The organism is Streptomyces sp. YIM S03343, from assembly GCF_054729195.1.
Map to the genome: position 1 here is coordinate 667,876 of NZ_JBPUKX010000001.1, position 20,487 is coordinate 688,362.

A 20,487-nucleotide genomic window follows, 5' to 3' on the forward strand; every position below is an offset into this window, starting at 1 on the left:
CGGTTCAGAACAGGGCGCCCTCGGCACCCTCACCGACATCCAACCCACCTCGCGCGGCAAGTTGCTCGTTGCGCTTCCGAATGGCATCGGGCGACGGCGAGGGCAGGTTGGGGTGCTTCTCCCTGGCCGTTTTGTCCGTCACCCCTTTGTGTAGACCGAGGTGAACCTCGTCGGCGTATGCCTGGTGGTTCAACTGGCGCAGGCGATCGATGATCTCGGTACGGGCGAGCAGGCCGACGGTGTAACGGATGCCTTGGTCGGTCTCGTGGAAGCCGTGGTCAAGTGGGAAGGTCTCGTGGGTCGAGTCGGCGGGAAGAGTGCGGCCGGAGTCGTCCAGGAGGTCATACCAGCCGTAGGCCTCGACGGTGGCTTTATCGATCTCCTGATGTATACGACGGAGTTCAACGATGTCCTCGTCCTGACAAACGGGGTTATGCACCAAGTTGTAAGTAGCGGTGAGCCCCATACTGCGAGCGAGCATCAGATCGCGCCGATAGGCATCGAGGTTTGTTCCTGCTACTCGAAGGCGCTCGCTGAGCAGAGGGCGAACAAGGGTCTCGAAAACATCGGTGGGAGTATACCGAAGATCCCCCTTCATCGTTGATGACCTATCAAGAGCCCACCAATAGTGCAACGAGCTCGAGAGGAACGCCAGAAATCCCGGGTCATCCGAAGCGAAGACAACCGTCATCTCGCTGAAAATCGGCCCCGTCGAAACCATGACGGGCATCACAGCCTTGCTCACCCGAGCACATACGATGCATTTATCCAAGCCCTTAATGGCGGCGTACAAGTTCGGGCGATGAGCCGCAAATCTCCACCAGCACTCCCGATAACTCTTAATGGGATCCTTATCTCGCTGAGGCTTCACCTTTTTCTTGACTTGCTCTAGAAGCTCAGGGTATTCCATCGCACGCTCAAGAGGCCAGTCCCAAAAAGAAATGATCGCCCGACTGGCAGACATATCACTGCGGCCGTTCAAGTCTTGCCCGTTCAGGTAAGGCCGCAAGACCTCAGCGTTCTTCTCACTCGCGAGAACCCACTGACGGGCCTCTTCCGGACGCATGGTGAAACCCGTACCAAGGACATTAGAACCTTGGAATACCATTGCTTTATTGGCAACCAGTCGGCCAAGTGGACCAGAGAATCGAGTATCTGGATTCAAAGAGGCAGTGATCCCACGAACCGGAACGCCATCAAGGTAGCACTTGGCGCCAGCCACGACTGGCCCCCTATTGAGCCACACCGCACAGTATTCAAGTACTGCAGACTTTGACGGCCACGCCTCGCTTTTAACTGCGCGTCTAATCTGCACTCCATCTCCCACCAACTGCGCCAGACTGACCTCCCGCGAATCCCCTTGAGCCAAGGTATTAGTCGCGATAATCGCCCCTTGACCTTGCCTGTTAAGCAGGGAGTTAACTCGCATTAGGAAATAAGAGGCCAAGTCTGCCGTACCCCGAATTCCACGGACACCGCGCCCCAGGTGATCCACCAAGTAATCCCTGTAAGCCTCACTGAAGGCGGTCTTAAGTTTGAGCCCCCCAAGGAAAGGCGGATTCCCCACGATGGCATCGAACCCGCCCCTCTGGGAAAACACCTCCGGAAACTCCAACGGCCAATGAACTGGTCGCCTGTCCATCGCTACCTCTGGCAGTTCCGCGGCCAACCATTCCTCCGCCATGGCCCGCGCTTTGCGCACCATGTCGGAGCCGTCCTCAACCCTATCTTCCATGATCCTCTGCACGATCAACGCTGCTTGCGGGAACAGGTCCTTGACCCGCGCGCCACCCTGCTCCGCGTACCAAGGCACCCGCCCCGAAGCACAAGTAGCCAGCGCAGCCCCCGCGATGAGGTCCCCCACCAACCGCAGCCGCCGCGAGTGACGATTGACCTCCTCCAGCCGCTCCCGCTTCTGCTGCAGCGCCGGCAGGTCCACGCCCTTGATGGCCGTGATGGCCAGCCGCTCACGCGTCAGCTGGTCCACCAACTCCCGTGCCTGCTCGGCCAGGATGTCGGCCTGCTGCCCCGGCTTCATATGGACGGACTGGATCTGCTCCATGCTGTGCACGCCCAGCAGGGAGTCGCCCGCCACCAACCGGTCGTCAAGGAACGTGAACGGCCGCCCCGGGTCCATGGACACCAGCCACAGCGACAGCTTGGCCATCTCCACAGCCATCGGGTTGATGTCCACCCCGTACAGGCAGTGCTCGATGATCTGGCGCCGTGCCTCGACCACGACCGGGTCCTGCTCTGCGTCCGCCGCCGTCACCGCGTCGACGGCCCGGCCCGCCCGGTAGGCCATTGCGTCCGCGCGGCCCTCGGACTCCCACGCCTCGATCAGGCGGTCAGCCAAGTAGCGGCACGCCGCCACCAGGAACGCCGCCGAACCCATCGCGATGTCCGCGACCTTGAGGTCGAGGATCTGGTCCGCCGACTTCAGGCGCCACTCCCCCGTGTCCGCCGTCTGGAGCGGACCCGGCTCGTACACCAGCGGCTCCAGCGCGTGCAGCACAACCTCTTCCGCGAGGAAGCGGGGCGTGTAGTGCGTGCCCGTGTTCTTGCGGAGGGAGGACTCCGTGACGTACAGCGCGCCGTTGGGGATGACCGTCGGCAGGCCGCGCAGGTCGTCGCGGAGGATGCCGATGAACGGCAGCAGCCGGTCCGTCAGGGCCGGGTCCTTCGTGACCGCGTTCAGGCGGCGCCGTGCCTCCGCCGCGTTCTCCGCCCCCGTAGCGGCGAGCTTCTTCTCCAACTGACCCGCCGTCGCCGGAGGCTTCGGGTCCTTCCACTTCTCGTGGATGGACTTCGCCAGCCTGTTGAGCGAGCCGCCCGCCTTCGCCGCCAGCGACTCCAACTCCCGTAGCGGCACCTCGTGTTCCAGGCCCTCGGGGCCAATCAGGCCCACCATGTGCTCAGTTGCGCGGCGGCCGTCGTAGGACAGCAGGCCCTCGTAGACGTAGCCGATCTGCTCGACGTCCAGCGCGCGGAAGCTGAGCGTGCGGACCTCGCGGTCCTTGCCCTTGCCGACGCGGACCTCCTGGACCGCCTGGAGCATGTGCAGGACCGTACGGTCGTCGATGGGCAGGAGCGGGGTGGTGCGCTCCAGCCACGGGTACTTGTCGGGGTCGAAGATCGAGCCGTCGTAGGCCGGGAGGTGGAAGCCGGAGCCGGGGTGGTCCACTCCCCCGTGCACGGCGTGGAAGAGGGCGATGAGCCTGTGCCACGCGGACGTCGTGTGCTCCAGCGACGTCTCGCCCTCCTCGTCCGCCCGCGCCTTCAGTTCGTCACGCAGGAAGCGGGCCGAGTACGAGCGGGCGTACACCTCGTTGTCCGCCGGGAGCAGGCCCCGTTCCTCCGCGAAGAGGAGGAAGACGACGCGCATCATGACGGCCACCGCGGCCCGGTACACCTCGCCAGCGGTCACCCCCCGCGCGTGCAGGCCGGGCACCCCGTGCTCGACCGCGCGGACGTCGGCCCGCCCTATGGCGTCCACGAGGAGTTCGACCGCCTGGCGGACCTGGACGCCCAGCGCCTCGGTGACGTCCTCGCCCGCCGCGAGGCTGGCCTTCAGCAGGCCGACCAGCGTCTCGGCATCGTCGTACTCGAAGAAGCGGCGGCGACGGAGAAGGGACACGAACGCTCGGACGACGTTGCGCTCCGCCGCCTCGTTCCAGCCGATGGAGTCGAAGACGGCCGTGGTCGTGACGCCGCCGAGCGGGGCCCAGACCAGGCACCACCAGCGGCCGTCGGTGACCAGGCCGAGCGGTACGCCGTGGTGGCGCAGGAGGCGGGCCAGGCGGTCGGCGGGGGCCGCGGACCAGTCGCCGCCACCGCCGGTGCGGGCGGTGGGCGCCGTACCGGACGGGATGGTCATGCCGAGCAGGCGTACCCGCTTGGCGGCCGACTCCGCGTCCGGCTCGACCGCGAGGTCCGTGCCCGGTTCGGTCAGCGCGAAGTCAGGGCGCACCTCGGTGTTGTGCTCTGCCACCCGCAGGGTGAGGCGGTCCAGGCCGTGGTGCTCCGCCTGGCCCTGGCGGAACGTCAGCGCGTCGTCCCAGCCCAGCAGGCGGCGCAGGACGTACGCCACCCACTCGTCGCGGCCCGCCGTGGTGTCCGTCTGCCAGTCGGCGTGGCGGGCGCGGAGGCGGGCGCGTTCGTCCTTCTCCAGGGTGTCGAGCTGGGGCCAGGCGCGCAGCAGGACGGGCATGGTCAGGAAGGGGCCGGAGACCTCGGTGAGGTCGAGCCACTCCTGGTGCTGCCGGCGGCCGTCGGCGGCCTGGGCCTTGGCGGCGGCGACTCCGGAGCTCATGGGGCGGGGGCTCATCGGCGGGCTTCCTTTGCGGGGATCACGAAGACTACGGCGGCGGGGAAGAGGTGGGAGCGGGGCTCGCGGTAGCGGGCGGCGATGGCGGCGAGTTCGCGGTCGCGTTCGGCGGGGAGGCCCTTCAGGCGGTCGTCCCAGCGCTTGCGGTCGTCCTCGAACTGGCGGCGCTCGTGGCCGGTCAGCTCGTGCGCGGAGAGGAGGGCGAGCTGTTCGCCCTCGCCGTCGCCCTCTTCCTTGAGCTTGGCGCGCAGGCTGGCCTCGAAGCGGTCGAGGGTGGCCGTGATGCGGCGTTCCTCTTCCGCGCGGCGGTCGGCGAGGCGGCTCTCCAACTGGCGGCCGAGTTCGCCTGCACGGGCTTCCAGGGACCGGTAGAGCGAGTCGCGGAGTCGCGGCCAGGCCTCGGTGAGTTCCCTGCGCAGGTGCGGGGCCGCCTCGATGCCCTCGGTGAGGGCCCGGGAGAGAACCCTGCCCTGTTCGTTCACCGACTCCCAGCGGCGGAAGCGGCCGGTATCGCCGAACCAGCCGCCCGCATACAGGACTTCCTCGTGCAGGCGGGTGCCGTCGGTGCCGACCAGGACGTAGCGCGCGTACGCGGAGACCAGGGTCGTGGTGACGGCCGGGTCGTCGGAGACGACCGCGGTGACGCGGTGGAGGCCGATCGTGTCGGCGTTCCAGACGGCCGCCGTCAGCAGGCGCGTGGAGAGGGCGACGAGCGGGTGCTTGAGGTGGGCGAGGACGACGTCGTCCTTGGCCTGCGCGGCGACCGCCGGGGAGAAGGTGAGCGGGCGCTGCTCGCCCTCGCGGAGCTTGTGGGCGAGTCCGCGGGTGGCCCGCTCCCAACTGCCGGACAGGGGCTGTACGTCGAGGAGGTCGCCGGGTTCGAAGTCCTCCGCCCGGAGCGGGGAGGGCAGCAGTGGCGGCTGGTTGTCCAGGGCGAGGGCGGTGTCCACGACGCGCTTGATGGTGCCCGGGGTGAGGCCGAGCGCGTTCACCGTGTCGTCGTACTGGTCGGCGAGCCGCTTGGTCTGCGCGGTGACGTTCTGCTCCGGCGCCACCTCGCCGCCGGTGCGGCGGCCCTTGATGGGCTTGGGCCTGGCGTGCTCGATGTCGACCGGTGCGGTGTCGCCGGTCATACGGCGCTGTACGGCGTCGGCGAGGACGGCGTTGACGGAGCCCAGGTCGTGCTCCATGCGCGCGACCTTCTTGGCGACCCGGGAGAGGAACTCCAGGTCGGCCTCGTAGGAGCCGGCCTGCGCCTGCTGCCAGCCGGAGCCGATGAAGTGGGTGATCTCCGGGTCGTACTTCTGGCCCCAGCGGTCGACGCGGCCGATGCGCTGTTCGAGCTTGTTGGGGTTGAAGGGGATGTCGTAGTTGATCAGGCGGTGGCAGTGGTTCTGGAGGTCGATGCCCTCGCCGGCGGCGTCGGTGGCCAGGAGGATGCGGACCTTGCCCTCGGGGCGGGACGGCTCGGTCTGGAAGCCGAGGCGGATGCGTTCGCGCTCCTCGGCGGGCAGTCCGCCGTGCAGGCGCTCGACGCGGCCCCCGTCGGTGAGTTCCTCCTGCTGGAGGAGGTCGTGGAGCCACTCCTGGGTGTCGCGGTACTCGGTGAAGACCACGATCCGTTCGTTGGTCCACTTCTTGCCGTCGGGGCGGCAGACGGCCTTGAGTTCGCGGATGAGCGCGTCCGCCTTGGAGTCGGGCGCGGCCTCGTGGGTGAGGGCCCAGCGCTCCATCTCCTGGAGCAGGTCGAGTTCCTGGCCGTCCTCCGCCGGGGTGAGCGAGGTGGAGCGGGTCAGGGCGTCGTCCTCGGCGTCGACCAGGCCGGTGTCGTCGAGGTCGGCGACCAGGTCGGCGAACTCCTCCAGCCACTCCGGGACTTCGGCCGCCGCCGTACGGCCGCGCACGGGGCCGGTGTCCTCCAGGTGGGAGAGGTAGACCTGGACGGTGTGCAGGAAGGCGGCCGGGGAGGAGAACAGCCGCTTCTTCAGCAGCAGGGTCACCAGGTCGGCGGCGCGGCGTCCACCGCGGGCCTTCGGGGTGAGCTTCCTGCGGCGCAATTCGGCGAACCGGCCAAGGAGGTGGTGGATCTCGCGTTCCTGCGCCGTGTAGTCGACGGACAGTTCGAGGGTCCTGCGGGTACGGAAGCGGGGCGTGCCGTCGGCGTTGGTGACCGTCGACTTCAGGCGGCGTACGACGGTGTCCTTGAGGGCTTCCTTGTCGGGGTCGACACCGCGGGCGAAGCGCTGGTCGTCGATGAGTTCGAGCAGGGCCGTGTAGGACTCTGGGTAGCCGTTGTGCGGGGTGGCGGAGAGGAAGAGCCGGTGCTCGAAGTGCGGGACGAGACGCCGGATCAGCTTGGTCTGCTGGGAGTCGACCGCGTACACCTGCTTGGGCGCGGCGGGTGCGACGTGGTGCGCCTCGTCGAGGACGAGCAGGTCGAAGAAGCGCTTGTGCTCGCCGTCGGGGCTCTCCTCGGGGGCGCCGATGACCTCGTCGAGGAGGCGCTGGGCCTTCTGTCCACGCAGCCAGGGCAGGGAGACGATGGTGAGGGGGTGGACCCGGAACGGGTTGGCGGCGGTGCCGTGGGTGCGGCGCAGGCGGGCGCAGTGCTCGGAGTCGACGACCGTGAACTCCAGGCCGAACTTCTCCGCCATCTCGTCGCGCCACTTGAGGGTGAGGCCGGCCGGGCAGACGACCATGGTGCGGCGGGCCCGGCCGCGCAGCATGAGTTCTTGGACGACCAGTCCGGCCTCGATGGTCTTGCCGAGGCCGACGTCGTCGGCGAGGAGTAGGTTGACGCGGGGCGCGCCGACCGCCCGGGACACCGGTTCGAGCTGGTACGGCTCGACGGCGACGCCGGAGCGGAACGGGGCCTGGAGCGTTCGGGCGTCGGCGGAGGCCACGGCGGACCAGCGGACGGCGTCGAGGAAGGCGGCAAGGCGGTTCGGGGAGTCGTAGGAGCCCGTGGAGGCGTCGGGCAGGGAACCGGCGGGCAGGACGCGGCGGCCGGGTTCGACCTCCCAGATCACGGAGAGGGTGTCGCCGAAGCGGCCGTCGGCGACGGACTGGAGGTGGACCAGGGTCGCGGGGCGGCGGTCGTCCCCCTCATCCCCGTCGTCGCCGTCGGGGGTGGCCGGGGACGGCTCCACGCGGGCGACCACCCAGGACTGGCCGCGTACCTCGACCAGGTTCCCTTCCTCGGGGAGCGGCTGCGCCCCCGTCCGCTCGGTCTCGCGCTGAGCTGCTGGCGTCATGGGCGCTGTTCCCCTCGGTGTTCCTCTGGCGCCGTCCGTAGACAGTGTCCTGTCTTGCCTCCGGAGAGACAGTTTCCCGTCTCGCCTCCGGAGCGACGTGACGGCAGGCTAACACGAGCCTTAATCTGTGAACAGAGATTACAAAACCATCGGTGCGGGTTTCCGGTTACGGGGCGGGTCACGGGGTTTCGGATCACGGGGTCTCGGGTCACGGGTGGTCCTCAGCCCATGCGGCGCAGCCGCTCCAGCAGCTTCCGGCTACGGCCGTACCCGGCATCGGACTCGGGCAGGACCGTCTCCTCCTCGTCGGCGAGACGGCGCAGCAGCTCCTCCGCGGCGTGCCGGTCGCCGGTGCGGATCAGCAGGACGGCGATCTCGTAGCGGGTGTCCAGCACGGCGGGGTGGCCGGGCCCGAGCAGGCTGCGCTGTTCGGCGAGGACGGACTTCAGTTCGTCCAGGGCCTCGCGGGTACGGCCGAGCGCCCCCGCGCACAGGGCGGCTCCGGCGCGGGCGGCGAGCGTGTCCGCGCGGTCGAGGCCGGGGACGGTCATCAGCTCGCGGTACTCCTCCAGCGCGCGGGCGGGACGTCCGGCCCGGCGCAGGGCCGCCAGCTCGGCCAGCCGCGGGTGGGCGGGCGTGGTGTCGGCGGGGGCGGCGGGCCGGGGCGCCCAGGCGGCGAGCAGCGCGGCCACCTCCTCGGCGGAGGCGGGCCGGTCCTCCGGCCGCTTCGCCAGCAGCCGCTCGACCAGCTCGCGCAGGCCGTCCGGTATGCCGGGGCGGCGGTCGGCGAGCGGCGGGACGGGGTCGTTGGCGTGCCGGTGGTACAGCATGAAGGGACTGGCGTCGGTGAAGGGGGGCGTACCGGTGAGCAGTTCGTACAGGACGCAGCCCAGGGAGTAGAGGTCGCTCGCGGGCACGGTCCGGCCGACGGCCTGCTCGGGCGCCATGTAGACGACCGTGCCGGGGGTGGCGTCGGCGGCGGTGAAACGGGTCTCGCCGGGCTGGGGCTCCAGAGCGGCGGCGACGCCGAAGTCCAGGACCTTGATCTCCCCGTCGGGGGTCAGCATCAGGTTCGACGGCTTCAGGTCGCGGTGCACGACGCCCTGGCCGTGGGCGTACGACAGCACCTCGGACACCCGGCGGGCCACGTCCGCCGCCTGCTCGATCCCGAGGGGGCCGTCGTTCTTGAGAATGGCGTCCAGGGCCCTGCCCGGGACGAGATCCATGACCAGATACAGCTCGCCGTCGTGGTTGCCGTGGCCGTGGACGGCGGGGACCCCCGGGTGCCGCAGTCGGCCGGTCAGACGGATCTCACGCAGGAACCGCCGCTCCAGCGTGCTGAGTTCGGCACCGCGGCCGCGGGTCGCCAGCAGCTTGACGGCCACCTCGCGGTCGTGGTCGGGGTCGTGGGCCGCCCAGACGACGCCCATGCCGCCCCGGCCCAGCTCGTGCGTCAGTTCGTACCGTCCAAGGCTCCGCCGCATCGCGCCCCGCCCCCAGTCCCGGCGCCTGCCGCGCCCGCCGCTTCCCACGGCCGGGAACGTCACGGCACCCCGGCCGGTGGCTTCATTCTGTCACCGGTCGCGACACTCCTGTGCCGCATGCGGGGCATTGCGCCCTCTGTTCACAGCGGCTTCGGCCCCTGGGGAACGAGGAAGGGACGGCGCGGATCCTCGGGCACGGTCCGTCTGACGGCCAGCCCGGGATCCGGTTCGGGCAGGTGGGGCGCCAGGGCGGCATACACGTCGGCCGCCGACGAGGGACGGTCGCCGGGCCGCTTGGCCAGCAGGGCCGAGACCAGGTCCTGGAGATCCCCGGGCACCCGCACCCCCGCGTCGGCGATCAGCGGCGGGGGCGACGCAAGATGGTGGGAGGCCAGGAGCGCCGGCTGGTCGGTGGGAAAGGGCGCCCGACCGGTGAGCATGTGGTGCAGCAGGCAGCCCACGGCGTACAGATCGCTGCGGCCGTCGAGCGGGTCCCGGGCGGCCAGCAGTTCGGGGGAGGCGCAGAAGAGGTTGCCGACGCCCTCGCCGGTCGACGTCAGCCGCGGGTCGGTGTCGCCGAGCAGCTTGACCAGACCGAAGTCGAGGATCTTCACGACGCCGTCACGGCGGACCATGATGTTCTGCGTCTTGAGGTCGCGGTGCACCAGGTCGGCGGCGTGGACCGCGGACAGCCCCGCGCAGAGCTGGGCGGCGACGGCGGCCGCCGAGGAGACCTCGAACCGCCCGTCCTCCTGCTGGTCGAAGAGGTACTCGAGCGTGGTGCCGTCGATCAGTTCCATCACCAGCCAGCAGGTGTCGTCCGTGACCGACGCGTCGAAGACCGTGGCGACGTTCGCGTGGTCGAGACGCGCGGCCGCCCGCGTCTCCCTGCCGAACCGGGTCAGCGCGGCGCCACGGCTGCTCGCCACGGCCAGTAGTTCCGTGGCGACGGTCTTCACCGCGACAGGCCGGTCGAGAGGCAGGTCACGCCCCTCCCACACCTGCCCCATCGCTCCCCGGCCCAGCACGGACTCCAGCCGATAGCGGTCATGGAGCACCCTTCCCGGCGCGAGACTCCGCATATTTGCCGACCTCCACATATCCTGCACATCTCGATGCAACGCGCATACTGTGAACAAAGTCAATGAGGGTAGTAGCCTTCACTGCACGAACGGCCGCTGGGCATGCCGACCAGCCCAGCCGCCCACGTACCTCGGAGACTGATCCATGAGTGTCCATGACGCCGTCCCCGTCAGCCTGGCCGAGATCGCCCGGATCGCCGGCGTCGGGCGGGCCGCCGTGAGCAACTGGCGCCGCCGCCACGACTCCTTCCCCACCCGGATCGGGGGCACGGACGTCAGTCCGCAGTTCTCGCTGGCGGAGGTCGAGCGATGGCTGCGGGACAACGGCAAGCTCAAGGACATCGGCGGCCGGGAACTCCTCTGGCCGCGCTTCGAGGCGCTCGGCAGCAGGAACGAGTCGGGGCTGGCCATCGCCGAGGCCGCTCGCCGTATGCAGTCCCCCAGGACACGGACCACCCGGCCCGAACTCTCGGCGCAGGCCCGTGACCTGGTGGCCGAGGCGGCGAAGGTGGGACGGGAGGAGGGACCGCGCGAGACCTTCGAGTTCCTGCTGCAACGGTGGCTTGACACCCATGTCCGGCAGCTCAGCACCACACCTCCGCAACTCGCCGCGCTGATGGCCCGGATCGCCCTCGCCGTCCGTCTCGGCCCGGCAGGGGGCGGGCGCGGGGGCCGGGGCGGTGGCGGTGGCGGTGGCGGACTGACCGTGCTCGATCCGGCGTGCGGCACGGGGCACTTGTCGGCTGCGGCGGTGCAGGAGTACGACGGCCCCGGACTGGAGCTGCTCGCCTGCGAACGGGACCCGGCCCTGGCCGCGCTGACCGCCGGACGGCTGGAGTTTCTCGCGGCCGATCGCGGCATCCGGACGCGGATCGCCACCGCCGACGCACTGCGGGACGACCCCTTCGCCGGAGCGAGAGCCGGCATCGCCCTGTGCAACCCCCCGTTCAACGAACGTGACTGGGGCTACGAGGACCTCGCCACCGACCAGCGCTGGACACACGGCCTCCCCCCACGGACCGAGCCCGAACTGGCCTGGGTGCAGCACCTGCTCTCCCATCTCGAACCGGGCGGCGCCGCCGTGGTCGTCCTTCCCCCGGCCGTCGCGTCCCGCAAGGCGGGCCGCCGCATCCGCGGCTCGCTGCTGCGCACCGGAGCACTCCGCGCGGTTGTCTCCCTGCCGCCCGGCAGCGCACAACCGCACAGTGTGTCACTGCAGTTGTGGATCCTCCGCGCGGCGCCGGACCGCCCCGGGGCTGCTCCCCCGAGGCAGGACGCCCTCCTGGTGGACGCCACACGTTTCGCGCGGACGGGAACGCGCGAGCCCAGCCCCGACTGGGACAGCCTCACGTCGTTCGTCCTCACCACGATGGCGACCCTCGACCGGCCGGACCAGGAACCGCCGCAAGGCGCCGTCCGTGTCCCCCTGCTCGACCTCCTCGACGACGAGGTGGACGTCACCCCGGGCCGCTACACCACAGCGACGACCGAGTCCTCCCGCGAGGAACTCGTCGGCCGGTGGGACGGGTTCGGGTCGTTGCTGACCGATCTGGCCGATCATGCGCGGCGGCTGTCCGTGCTCGACCTGGAGGCCGGGACCCCGCAGACCACGGCGGCGGTCGGAGACCTCGTCAAGGCCGGAGCACTGACCCTGCGCGCCGGCCAGCAGCCGGCGGAGCCGACCGAACCGGCTCGCGGGGCCACGGTTCCGCTCCTCAGCATCGCCGACCTTCTGCATGACGGCACTCCCAGCGGGGCGGTGCCCGGCGACTCGGCCCAGGCGATCGCCGAGGAGGGTGACGTCGTGGTCGCCGGAGTGGCCCGTGCCTTCAAGGCATGGGTCCACCAGGGACCGCCGGTGGCCCTGGGCCCCCAGCTCCATCTGCTCCGGGTGGACACGGAGAAGCTGGAGGCCCACTTCCTCGCCGGCTGTCTGCGGGCCCCGGCCAACGGCCGTCAGGCGGGCACCCACGCCTCCAGCTCGTCGAGGATCGACATCCGGCGTCTCCAGGTCCTCCAGCTTCCGCTGGAGAAGCAGACGGTGTATGCCGAGACGTTCCGTCGGCTCCTGGCCTTCGAAGAGCTGCTCACCTCAGCCGGCACTTCGGGTCAGGGGCTGGTGAGCGACATGAGTGACCGGCTTGCGGCGGGCGGGCTGACCGATTGACTGACAGGGGACGGCGGACTCACCGGTCGGTGACCCGGAACATCCCCCGCGCCCCGCGTTCGGCGTCGCTCATGATGTGCGTGACGAACGGGTAGTTGCCCGCCTGCGGGAAGGACAGTTCGACAAAGCCGCCCTGGCCCGGGGCCAGATCGAGGATCTGTGACCCGCCGTTCCCGGAGTCGCTCGGGCGGAGCAGGTAGGCGCCCTCCTTGTAGACCGTGTCGAACTGGCCGCCCACGATGTGGAACGCGCTCGAGCGGTTGGGGCCGGCGTCCAGTACCCACACCCGGACCCGTTCGCCGACCCGTGCCGTGAGCCGGTCGCGGATGTACTGGTTCGAGTAGCCGTTGAAGACGACGGCGTCGGGCTGCTGGGACTTCAGCTTGTTCGCGTCGGCCGTGCCGCCCTGGGCGCCCAGGTACAGCTCCGACTGGACGACGACGTACTCGCGGTCGACCTTCGGCAGGTTCGGGGGGTCGATGACGACGGCGCCGAACATGCCGTTGGCGATGTGCAGCGACATCGGCATCGTGGAGCAGTGGTACATCCACACCCCGCTGTGGGTGGCGGTGAAGCGGTATGTCAGCGACTGGCCGGGCTGGATGGTGCGCATCGGCTTGTCGGGGGCCAGGGCCCCGGCGTGGAAGTCGATCGAGTGGCCGGTGGTGCCGCGGTTGACCAGCGTGATCACGAAGGCGTCGCCGACCCGGCCGCGCAGGACCGGGCCCGGTGCGGTACCCCCGAAGGTCCACAGCTTCTGCTTCACACCGGGGGCGACCTCCCGTACGACGTCCTTCACGTTCAGGGTCGTGCGGTGCACGGTGGTGTGGCCTGTGGTGCCCTCGGCGGCGGGCAGCCGTGCGTCGCGGCCGGTGAAACCGGCGGAGGGCTCGGCCATGGGGTCGTAGGCGTCGGCGGCGGTGTCCTTCGTGGTGCCGCTGCCGGAGCCCATCGTGCTGCCGTCGTCCATGGTCATGGAGTCGCTGGGGCTGGTCGCCTGCGGTGCGGTGCCGGTGGCCTCGACTGTGAACACCATGCCCATCTGGCGGTGGCCGATCACCGAGCACCAGCCCTCGAGGTTCCGGCCGATGACTCCGGCGTTGAGCGTGGCCTGCTCCCCGGGCGCGATACGGCCGGTGCGGGCGCCGGTCTCCAGGACCATGTCGTGCCGGTCGGTGCCCATGTTGTGCAGCTTGATCACCAGCCGGTTGCCCTTCGGGACCGAGACGGTGTTCGGGGAGAAGCGCATTCCGTGGATCATGACCGAGACGGTGGTGGTGCGGCCGGTGGGGGTCACCGTGCTGCCGTTGTCGGTGGTGGCCGCGGCGGTGCCGGACGACGCCATGACGGGCAGGGAACGTACATCCACCGCGGCACCCGCGACGACCGCCAGCAGCACGACCGCCGTACCGGCGGCCACCCCGCCGAGCACCCGGTGCGGGCGCTCCGGGGCGGCGGCGGGAGGGGTGGTGGGGGCCGTGGCGGGGGCCGTGTCCGCCGCGCGGGTGCGGGCGCGGTGGCCTGCGACCGTACGGACGAGCAGGGCCAGGAAAGCGATCAGTACGCCCAGCAGCACCACCGAGCAGGCCACCCGTACCGTGCTCGGCACCGGCAGCACGCACAGCAGCAGGGCCGCGTTGGCGGCGGCGACGCGGGCCGGGCCGCCTCGCTCCAGGGAGGCGGTGGTGGCCCGTACGGCGGTGGGGCCGCCGCCGAGCACCACGGGCACCAGGAAGCTCAGCGCGCCCATCAGCACCTGCGCCATCCATCCGGCGGCCAGCGGCGCGGTCAGCGCCGAGCTCCGCTCTGCCACCGCGGGCCAGGACGTGGACGTCACCAGCATCGCCACGAGCGCCACCAGCGATCCGAGCAGCCAGAGGCTGCCCGCCGCGACCGACCAGGTGGCGAAGGACGACGGCCGCTTCACCCGGGCCTCGCCGGTCCACGGGATGCCCGCGATCACCAGTCCGGCCCCGAAGAGCGCGATACCGGCGGCCGTCACGGGCGGCGGCAGGAGCAGTACGGCGGCGACGGCCACGACGAGTCCGGCGACCAGCACCGGCAGGGCCCGGCGGGCGGCCCGCTCGGCGCCGTCCACGACGCGGGTGCGCAGCATCGTCGGCCAGAGGGTGACCAGGGTCCCGGCGACGGTGAGGCCGAGCCAGCCGAGGAGGTTGATCAGCTTGTGGGCCGTCAGGACGCGGGCGGCGACATCGTCGGAGAGATGGCCGCGCGCCATGATCACGCCGAGTGCCGCGCCGACGGGCAGCAGGGCGGAGGCGGCGATGTAGTAGCGCACGGTCATCGCGAACCGGCCGGGCAGGGCGCGGCGCAGCAGCCGTACCAGCCATACGGCGTGCACGGTGACGGCGAGGGCGACGGCGGTGCCGCCCGCGAGCACGATCGGCCAGGAACCGGCGAGCAGGCCGGCGATCACGGCGACGGCTCCGGCGTTGAGGCACGCGAGCCGCAGCGCGGCCGGGGCGCCCCGGTCGGACTCGGGCAGCCGCAGCACGGAGGCGGCGAAGTGGCCCGACCAGATGACGACGGCGTTGCTCACCGCGCCGAGCAGCAGCAGATGGACGAGCAGCCAGTGGGACTCGGGGATGGACCGGTGCACCAGCGCGACGACGGCGAAGGCCGCGAGCCACGCGGCGACCACGGCGTTGACCTTGAGGTGCCAGGCGGCGCGCGGGCGGCGCGGGCCGCCCTTCTGGTCCGGCGCGGCGGGGCCCGGGGACGAAGGCATGAGGGGGTTCCTGGACGGGGGTTGCATGGTCACCGGGAGGTCTCCGAGGGCTGCGGCCGGGGGCGGCGGCGGGCGGCGCCCGCGGTCACGGACAGGGTGGCGGCCGTCACGACGAACAGCAGGACGGCGACGATGTTGAGCACTCCACCGGTGCGCCAGGCCAGGGTGGACTCCCGCAGGTCGCCGACGAGGACGCGCAGCGCGAGCGAGAGATGCAGCAGCCAGGCGGGCACGGCGAAGGCGGGGTGGTAGGGCAGCGGGCGGCGCAGTACGGCGGGGAGAATCACCGGCGCGTGAGCCATGATCATGGAGATGACGAAGCCGAGGAAGACGCAGTGCACGACGGCGTCGTAGCGGCTGCCGTCGGTGATCGGGCCGTCGACCAGCCACAGCGCGCCCGCGAGCCCCAGCCAGGCGTATCCGGCGAGGAGGCAGGCGGCGGAGAAGCGGGGCAGGCCCTTCGCGCGGAGCATCCGGCGGGCGACGTCATAGGCGACCAGCCAGGCGACCAGGGCGAGCAGCGCGAGGGCGAGGAGCAGGGTGCCTGCGGCGGGCCACAGCAGGGTGGCGACAGTGGCGGCGGTCACGGCGCCGACGCAGGCGAGGAAGGTCTGTTCGGTGCGGGGGGCGAGGAGGGCCACCCGGGCCAGTTCGAGGCGTTCCCCGGCGATGGTCAGGATCAGGAAGGAGGCGAGCCAGGGCAGCAGCCGGGGCACGTCGAGCCCGCCCAGCCACAGCAGGGCCGCTCCGAGCCCGGTGACCGCACCGGCGGCCTGCGCCAGCAGCGCGCCGCTGGGCTGGCGGCGCCAGAAACGGACGTACAGCGCGACCAGTACGGCGGTGCCGAGGACCAGTGACAGCTTGCCGTCGCGGAGTGGGGCGGGGCTGATCAGCAGCAGCCCGCCCGCGCCGAGGAAGCCGGGGGACAGATAGCCCCAGCCCCGGCCGAGGGCGACGGCGCGCTCCAGTGCGACCAGGGTGCCGACGAAGCCGAGGACCATCAGCACGCCGTGAACCTGCGGCAGCCGGTCGGCGCGTACGACGGTGGGGAGGCCCAGGAGCATCAGGGCCGCGTCGAGCCCGGCCAGCAGACAGAGCCCGGCGGGGAGCAGCAGGAGGGCGCGCCGGGCGCCCGCGCGGCGGGCGGCGTCGGCGGCGGAGGCGGAGGCGGTGGCGGTTTTGCCGGTCGGGCCGGTGGGGCCGGTGGATGTGGATGTCACTGGGGCCTCCGAGCCTGGTCGCCGTCGTTGTCGGCGGCGGTCTCGGACTCGGCCCCCGGATCCTCCGGTTCAGCCCCCGGTTCCTCCCGCTCGGTTCCCGGATCCTCCGGCCCGGCCGGCCCGCCGTCCTCGAAGCGCAGCAGGCACGCGCCGGGTTCGGCGAAGGGGTGGAGGGACACCGTGCCGTCGCCGCCGCCCAGCGCGGCGTAGCCCGCGCCGACCAGTCCGGCGTGCACCGTGCAGATCACCCCGGGATGCTCGCGGGCGACCTCGATGAACGGGCAGCGCGGCAGCCGCACCCTCAACCCGCCCTGCTCGCCCGGGACTTCATCGCTTCCGGGCTCGGGCTCGGGGGCGAACCCGAATTCCCGGAGCAGGGCGAGCACGCGTCCGCGCGCCTCCGCCGCGTCATCGGACGGCTCCTGTCCGGCGAGCAGGGCGTGCCCCCATTCCTGCCCCGCGGCGAGGGCGTCCGCCCTGGGGTCGGCGCTGGAGCGGGCGATCTGCGCGGCGAGCACGGCGGCGAGACCGGCGTACTCCCGTACGGCGGACTGCTGCGGCGGCCGGGACAGATAGCGCCACGCGGGCCGTCCGCGTCCGGCGGCCTCACCGCGTTCCCGGACCGCGAGACCGCTCTCCACCAGCGCGTCCAGATGCTCTCGGACAGTATTGACATGCAGTCCGCACTCCTGGGCGAGAGCGGTGGCCGTGGCCGGCCGGGGCTGGCTGCGCAGGTGCTGGAGGACGGCATGGCGTTGCCGTGAGACAGGCGGCCGGTCGCCACCCGGGAAGGGAGCCTTATTTTCCACGGACATGTCCGTAGTATATTCGAAACCGCAGTCCCCCACCCGGCCAGCCGGCCGCCACCAACAGCTGGAGACTCAGCATGAGCACTGTCACCATCGCCTCGGACCCTCAGGACGCCAAGGCCGTCGAAGCCGTCGAAGCGCATCACGCCCAGCTGGCGGGTGAACTGGGTGGCCGGGTCACGATGCTGATCGACGCCGTGGCCCGCGGCACGGACTCGGCCGAGGAGATCCGGGCCGGTCTGGTCGACTTCTGCGAGCGCGAGCTCGTTCCGCACGCCCTGGCCGAGGAGAGCGCCCTCTACCCGGCGGCGCACAGCACGCTGGAGGCCCGGCTGCTGATCGACGGCATGCTGGCCGAGCACCGCCGGATCAAGGCCCTGGTGGAGTCGCTGCGCAACGCTGCCTCCCCGGCCCACGCGGCGAGCGAGGGCCGGGCGCTCCAGGTGCTGTTCGAGGAGCACCTGGACAAGGAGAACGAGCTGGTGCTGCCGGTGATCGCGGCGTCCCCCACGCTGTCGCTGGCCAAGATGCTGAACGGTATGCACGAGGTGCTGGGCGGCCACGCGCACGACCACGCCGAGGCCGAGGGCGCGCAGAAGTCCGGCGGCTGCGGCGGCACGTGCGGCTGCGGCGGCTCGGACGACGCCGATGTGCCCGAGCTGGACGCGCGCGCCGTGCCGCACGCGCTGCGCCACGCGACGATCTTCGGCGCGCTCGACGCCGTGTCGGCGGGCCGCCAGATGGTGCTGGTCGCTCCGCACGACCCGCTGCCGCTGCTGGCCCAGATCGAGGCCCGCGACCCCGGCGCCTTCACGTTCGAGTACCTCGAGCGCGGCCCGGAGGCCTGGCGTCTGCTGTTCACCCGCCACTGAGCGGCCCCGTTCTCGGGGACGTCTCCTCATCCGGTCCCCGAAGGGGAACCCGGTGCCCCCCGGGTTCCCACCCCCTCTCAGGGGCGGGTCCGCCGCAGTGCCGTGGCGGGCCCGCCCCTGCTCCTGCCGTTCACCGGCAACGCGAGGTGACGTGAGCCACACCGGTGAGCGCCACCCGCCGTCGTGCGTCCCGCCGGGTCACGCAGCCGCCGTCATGGCCAGCGCACCGCGCAACCGGCGGGCCTGCGACAGCAGCTGTGAGGAGCCGCGTCGGCCCGCCGTCTCCGTGAGGTACGGCAGCTCGCCGCCCGCTCCGGAACGCTCGACGCACTCGGCAGCCACCCCCAGCAGGTCGCCCAGCCCCCGCGCGGGCGCCGCCCCGGCCGTCAGGCCGGCCATCAGCGCGGGCAGTGTGTGCCGCAGCACCTCCCAGACGGTGGCGTACGCCCCGGTGGCCGCCGCCGTCCGTGCCGACTCCGCCAGCCGGAGCGGCTTCACCGCCCCGGTCCGCACCAGCTGACGCAGATCGGTGCCCAGCCGGACCGGGTCCAGCTGCCCTCGGGCCGTCAGTGTCAGCAGCGCGTCGACCGCGGCGAGCCTGTCCTCCGGGTGCCGGGCGCACAGTCCGTACGCCAGCCCCAGGTGCACCGTCTCCCCCGCCTCGCCGTCCGACTCGGCCAGCAACGGCAGGATCGCGCCGTCGCCCCGGCCGTCCTCCACCGCCAGATCGGCCAGGTCGGGCAGCAGCCGCACGGCCACCAGCTCGGGCCGCTCCGGCAACAGCGCCAGCCAGTGCCGATGCATGCCCGGACCGCCGTGGTAGCAGTAGCGGGGGTTGCCCATGACGGCCGTCGGCCCGCCCAGCGGGCGGAACTCGGCTGGGAAATCCTCCTGGAGATCGGCCAGTTCGCCGAGCTCGACCAGGATCCGCGACTTGTGGGTGCGCCGGGTCGTCCCGGGGGCCGACGCCTCGGCGGTGAGCCAGTGGGCCAGTCTGGTGCCTTCCCGGGTGCCGAGGGCGGCGGCCCGTCCGGCAGCGGCAGTCGATGAGGCGTGGTCGCCGCGCCGTACCCGCAGCAGTGCCAGTGCGAAGTCGGCCGCCCCGATCCGCGCGCCCAGCCGCCGGTAGGTGTCGAGGCGGTCCACCAGTTCGTCCGGCTCCAGCAGGCCCGTGCTCCAGGTCGGTGTCGAGAGCAGGAACGGCAGCGGCCGGGTCCTGACCAGGTACGCCACTTCCCACAGCCGGGCGTCGAAGGCCCTGATCAGCGCAGTGTGCCCGCAGTTGCGGTGGGCCGTGCCATGGTGGACGGCCGCGTGCAGGGTCCTGGTGCGGATCCTGTCGCGCAGGGCGGCGAGGACGAGTTCCAGGCCGTCCGACGTGCTGAACAGCCCTCCCTGGGTCGTGTTGAACGCACGCTCGGCGGAGTCCCGCTTGTGCGCACCGTCGTCGTTGTCCCACCAGCAGCGCGCAAAAACCGGTTCCAGCGCCCGCACCAGGGCGTCCCGGTCGCGATGGGCGTGGCGCACCAGTCCGTCCAGTGCCCGCTCGAACTCCGCCACGGAGGGGGCGGAGGCCAGGGCCGCGCTCACTTCCTCGGCGGCCTCGGCCGCGGTGTCCGGCCCCGCGGCCAGCCGGACCGGACCGGTCACGGGCGGGAGCATCTCCTCGTACGGCTCCGGCTCGGCCGACCCCACGTCGACGCCCAGCAGACCGGCCGCGCGGGCCCGCAGCTCAGGTATCAACTGCTCGGCGGCGAAGGCCAGTTCGTCCCGGGTCCCGGCGTTCTTCGCCTTCTTCAGATGGCGTTCCACCAGCTTGAGCGCCCGTTCCTGGACGTCCGGGTCCGCGTGGCCGAAGGCCTGGGCGACGCCGGGCAGCAGGTCGTCCGCCGCGTCCTTGTCCCGGACCAGGGCCTTGCCGAGCAGCACGAGCTGCGCGCGGACCAGCTTCTTCTCGGGGCGGAACAGCACCGCGGCGGACATCTCGGCGAGCTGCCCGGCCGTCAGCTCGCCGTCGAGCACCAGCGCGCCCAGCACCGACTGGGCGTGCCCGGCCACCGGCGAGACGGCGTCGGCGGCCAGCGCCAGCCAGTCCGGTGTGCGCTCCCGGCGCTCCTCGGGTGTGAGGTCGAGCAGCCGCAGCAGGTCCAGGAAGACCCGGGTGTCGGCGGTCGTACCGCCGCGCAGCAGCCGGGCCACACAGGCGTCGACCATCACCTTGCGCTCCAGGACCCCCTCGGCGGTGAGCCGTGCGAGCGCGCCGGGCCAGCCGTTCTGCACCCCGCCCGCGGACCACTCCAGCCGGGTGCCGATCTCGTCCGTCTCGAACAGCGCGGCCACCAGAGGCACCAGATGCGCGTCGGTCCGCAGCCGGTGCTCCAGGCTGCCGTGCTGCCAGGTATGGTCCGTGTGATCCAGCCATGCCCAGACGTAGGCTTCGGTCGTGGGGACCGGGCAACCCGACAGCCGCACCAGACCGGCCATCAGCTCGTAGGGCACTTCGGTGGCCGGTGGGCGTCGTGC

10 protein-coding genes are annotated in these 20,487 nt (G+C 71.5%); 2 read left to right on the top strand and 8 right to left on the bottom strand.

The genetic code is table 11. The features are described from left to right. Nucleotides 1-4: 4 nt before the first annotated feature. The 4 genes from ACSYGN_RS02925 to ACSYGN_RS02940 form a co-directional block, all read right to left on the bottom strand. Entirely contained in the window at nucleotides 5-4,327 is a 4,323-nt protein-coding gene (locus ACSYGN_RS02925) for an Eco57I restriction-modification methylase domain-containing protein (protein WP_460391470.1), read from the bottom strand. Beyond that, complete coding sequence (drmD, locus tag ACSYGN_RS02930; protein ID WP_460391472.1) at nucleotides 4,324-7,581, bottom strand: DISARM system SNF2-like helicase DrmD; 3,258 nt, start codon at nucleotides 7,579-7,581, stop codon at nucleotides 4,324-4,326. The genes ACSYGN_RS02925 and drmD overlap by 4 nt, the downstream gene beginning before the upstream one ends. Before the next feature lie 221 nt (nucleotides 7,582-7,802). After that, complete coding sequence (locus ACSYGN_RS02935; protein ID WP_460391474.1) at nucleotides 7,803-9,065, bottom strand: serine/threonine-protein kinase; 1,263 nt, start codon at nucleotides 9,063-9,065, stop codon at nucleotides 7,803-7,805. Between the two features lie 140 nt (nucleotides 9,066-9,205). Beyond that, complete coding sequence (locus tag ACSYGN_RS02940) at nucleotides 9,206-10,147, bottom strand: serine/threonine-protein kinase (RefSeq protein ID WP_460391476.1); 942 nt, start codon at nucleotides 10,145-10,147, stop codon at nucleotides 9,206-9,208. A 145-nt stretch (nucleotides 10,148-10,292) separates the two neighbouring features. Here ACSYGN_RS02940 and ACSYGN_RS02945 point away from each other — a divergent pair, with 145 nt between their 5' ends. Then, on the top strand, nucleotides 10,293-12,314 hold the full coding sequence (locus tag ACSYGN_RS02945) for an HsdM family class I SAM-dependent methyltransferase (RefSeq protein ID WP_460391478.1): 2,022 nt from the start codon (nucleotides 10,293-10,295) through the stop codon (nucleotides 12,312-12,314). 19 nt (nucleotides 12,315-12,333) lie between these two features. Here the strand turns inward: ACSYGN_RS02945 and ACSYGN_RS02950 are convergent, their stop codons facing one another. The 3 genes from ACSYGN_RS02950 to ACSYGN_RS02960 are packed head-to-tail and all read right to left on the bottom strand — an operon-like array spanning nucleotide 12,334 to nucleotide 17,098. Next, a complete protein-coding gene (locus ACSYGN_RS02950) occupies nucleotides 12,334-15,063 on the bottom strand; it encodes a multicopper oxidase domain-containing protein (RefSeq protein WP_460391480.1) in 2,730 nt (909 codons plus the stop codon). 29 nt (nucleotides 15,064-15,092) lie between these two features. Then, on the bottom strand, nucleotides 15,093-16,283 hold the full coding sequence (locus tag ACSYGN_RS02955) for a hypothetical protein (protein WP_460391482.1): 1,191 nt from the start codon (nucleotides 16,281-16,283) through the stop codon (nucleotides 15,093-15,095). Beyond that, a complete protein-coding gene (locus tag ACSYGN_RS02960) occupies nucleotides 16,280-17,098 on the bottom strand; it encodes a helix-turn-helix transcriptional regulator (RefSeq protein ID WP_460391484.1) in 819 nt (272 codons plus the stop codon). Before ACSYGN_RS02960 ends, ACSYGN_RS02955 begins: the two co-directional genes overlap by 4 nt. A gap of 71 nt (nucleotides 17,099-17,169) precedes the next feature. On the opposite strand from ACSYGN_RS02960, the gene ACSYGN_RS02965 reads away from it, so the two are divergent. Continuing rightward, nucleotides 17,170-17,964 (top strand): DUF2249 domain-containing protein, encoded by a 795-nt coding sequence (locus ACSYGN_RS02965; RefSeq protein WP_460391486.1) that lies wholly within the window; start codon nucleotides 17,170-17,172, stop codon nucleotides 17,962-17,964. Between the two features lie 198 nt (nucleotides 17,965-18,162). Here ACSYGN_RS02965 and ACSYGN_RS02970 read toward each other — a convergent pair whose 3' ends face one another. Continuing rightward, entirely contained in the window at nucleotides 18,163-20,463 is a 2,301-nt protein-coding gene (locus ACSYGN_RS02970; protein ID WP_460391488.1) for a DUF7824 domain-containing protein, read from the bottom strand. Between the last annotated feature and the right edge of the window lie 24 nt (nucleotides 20,464-20,487).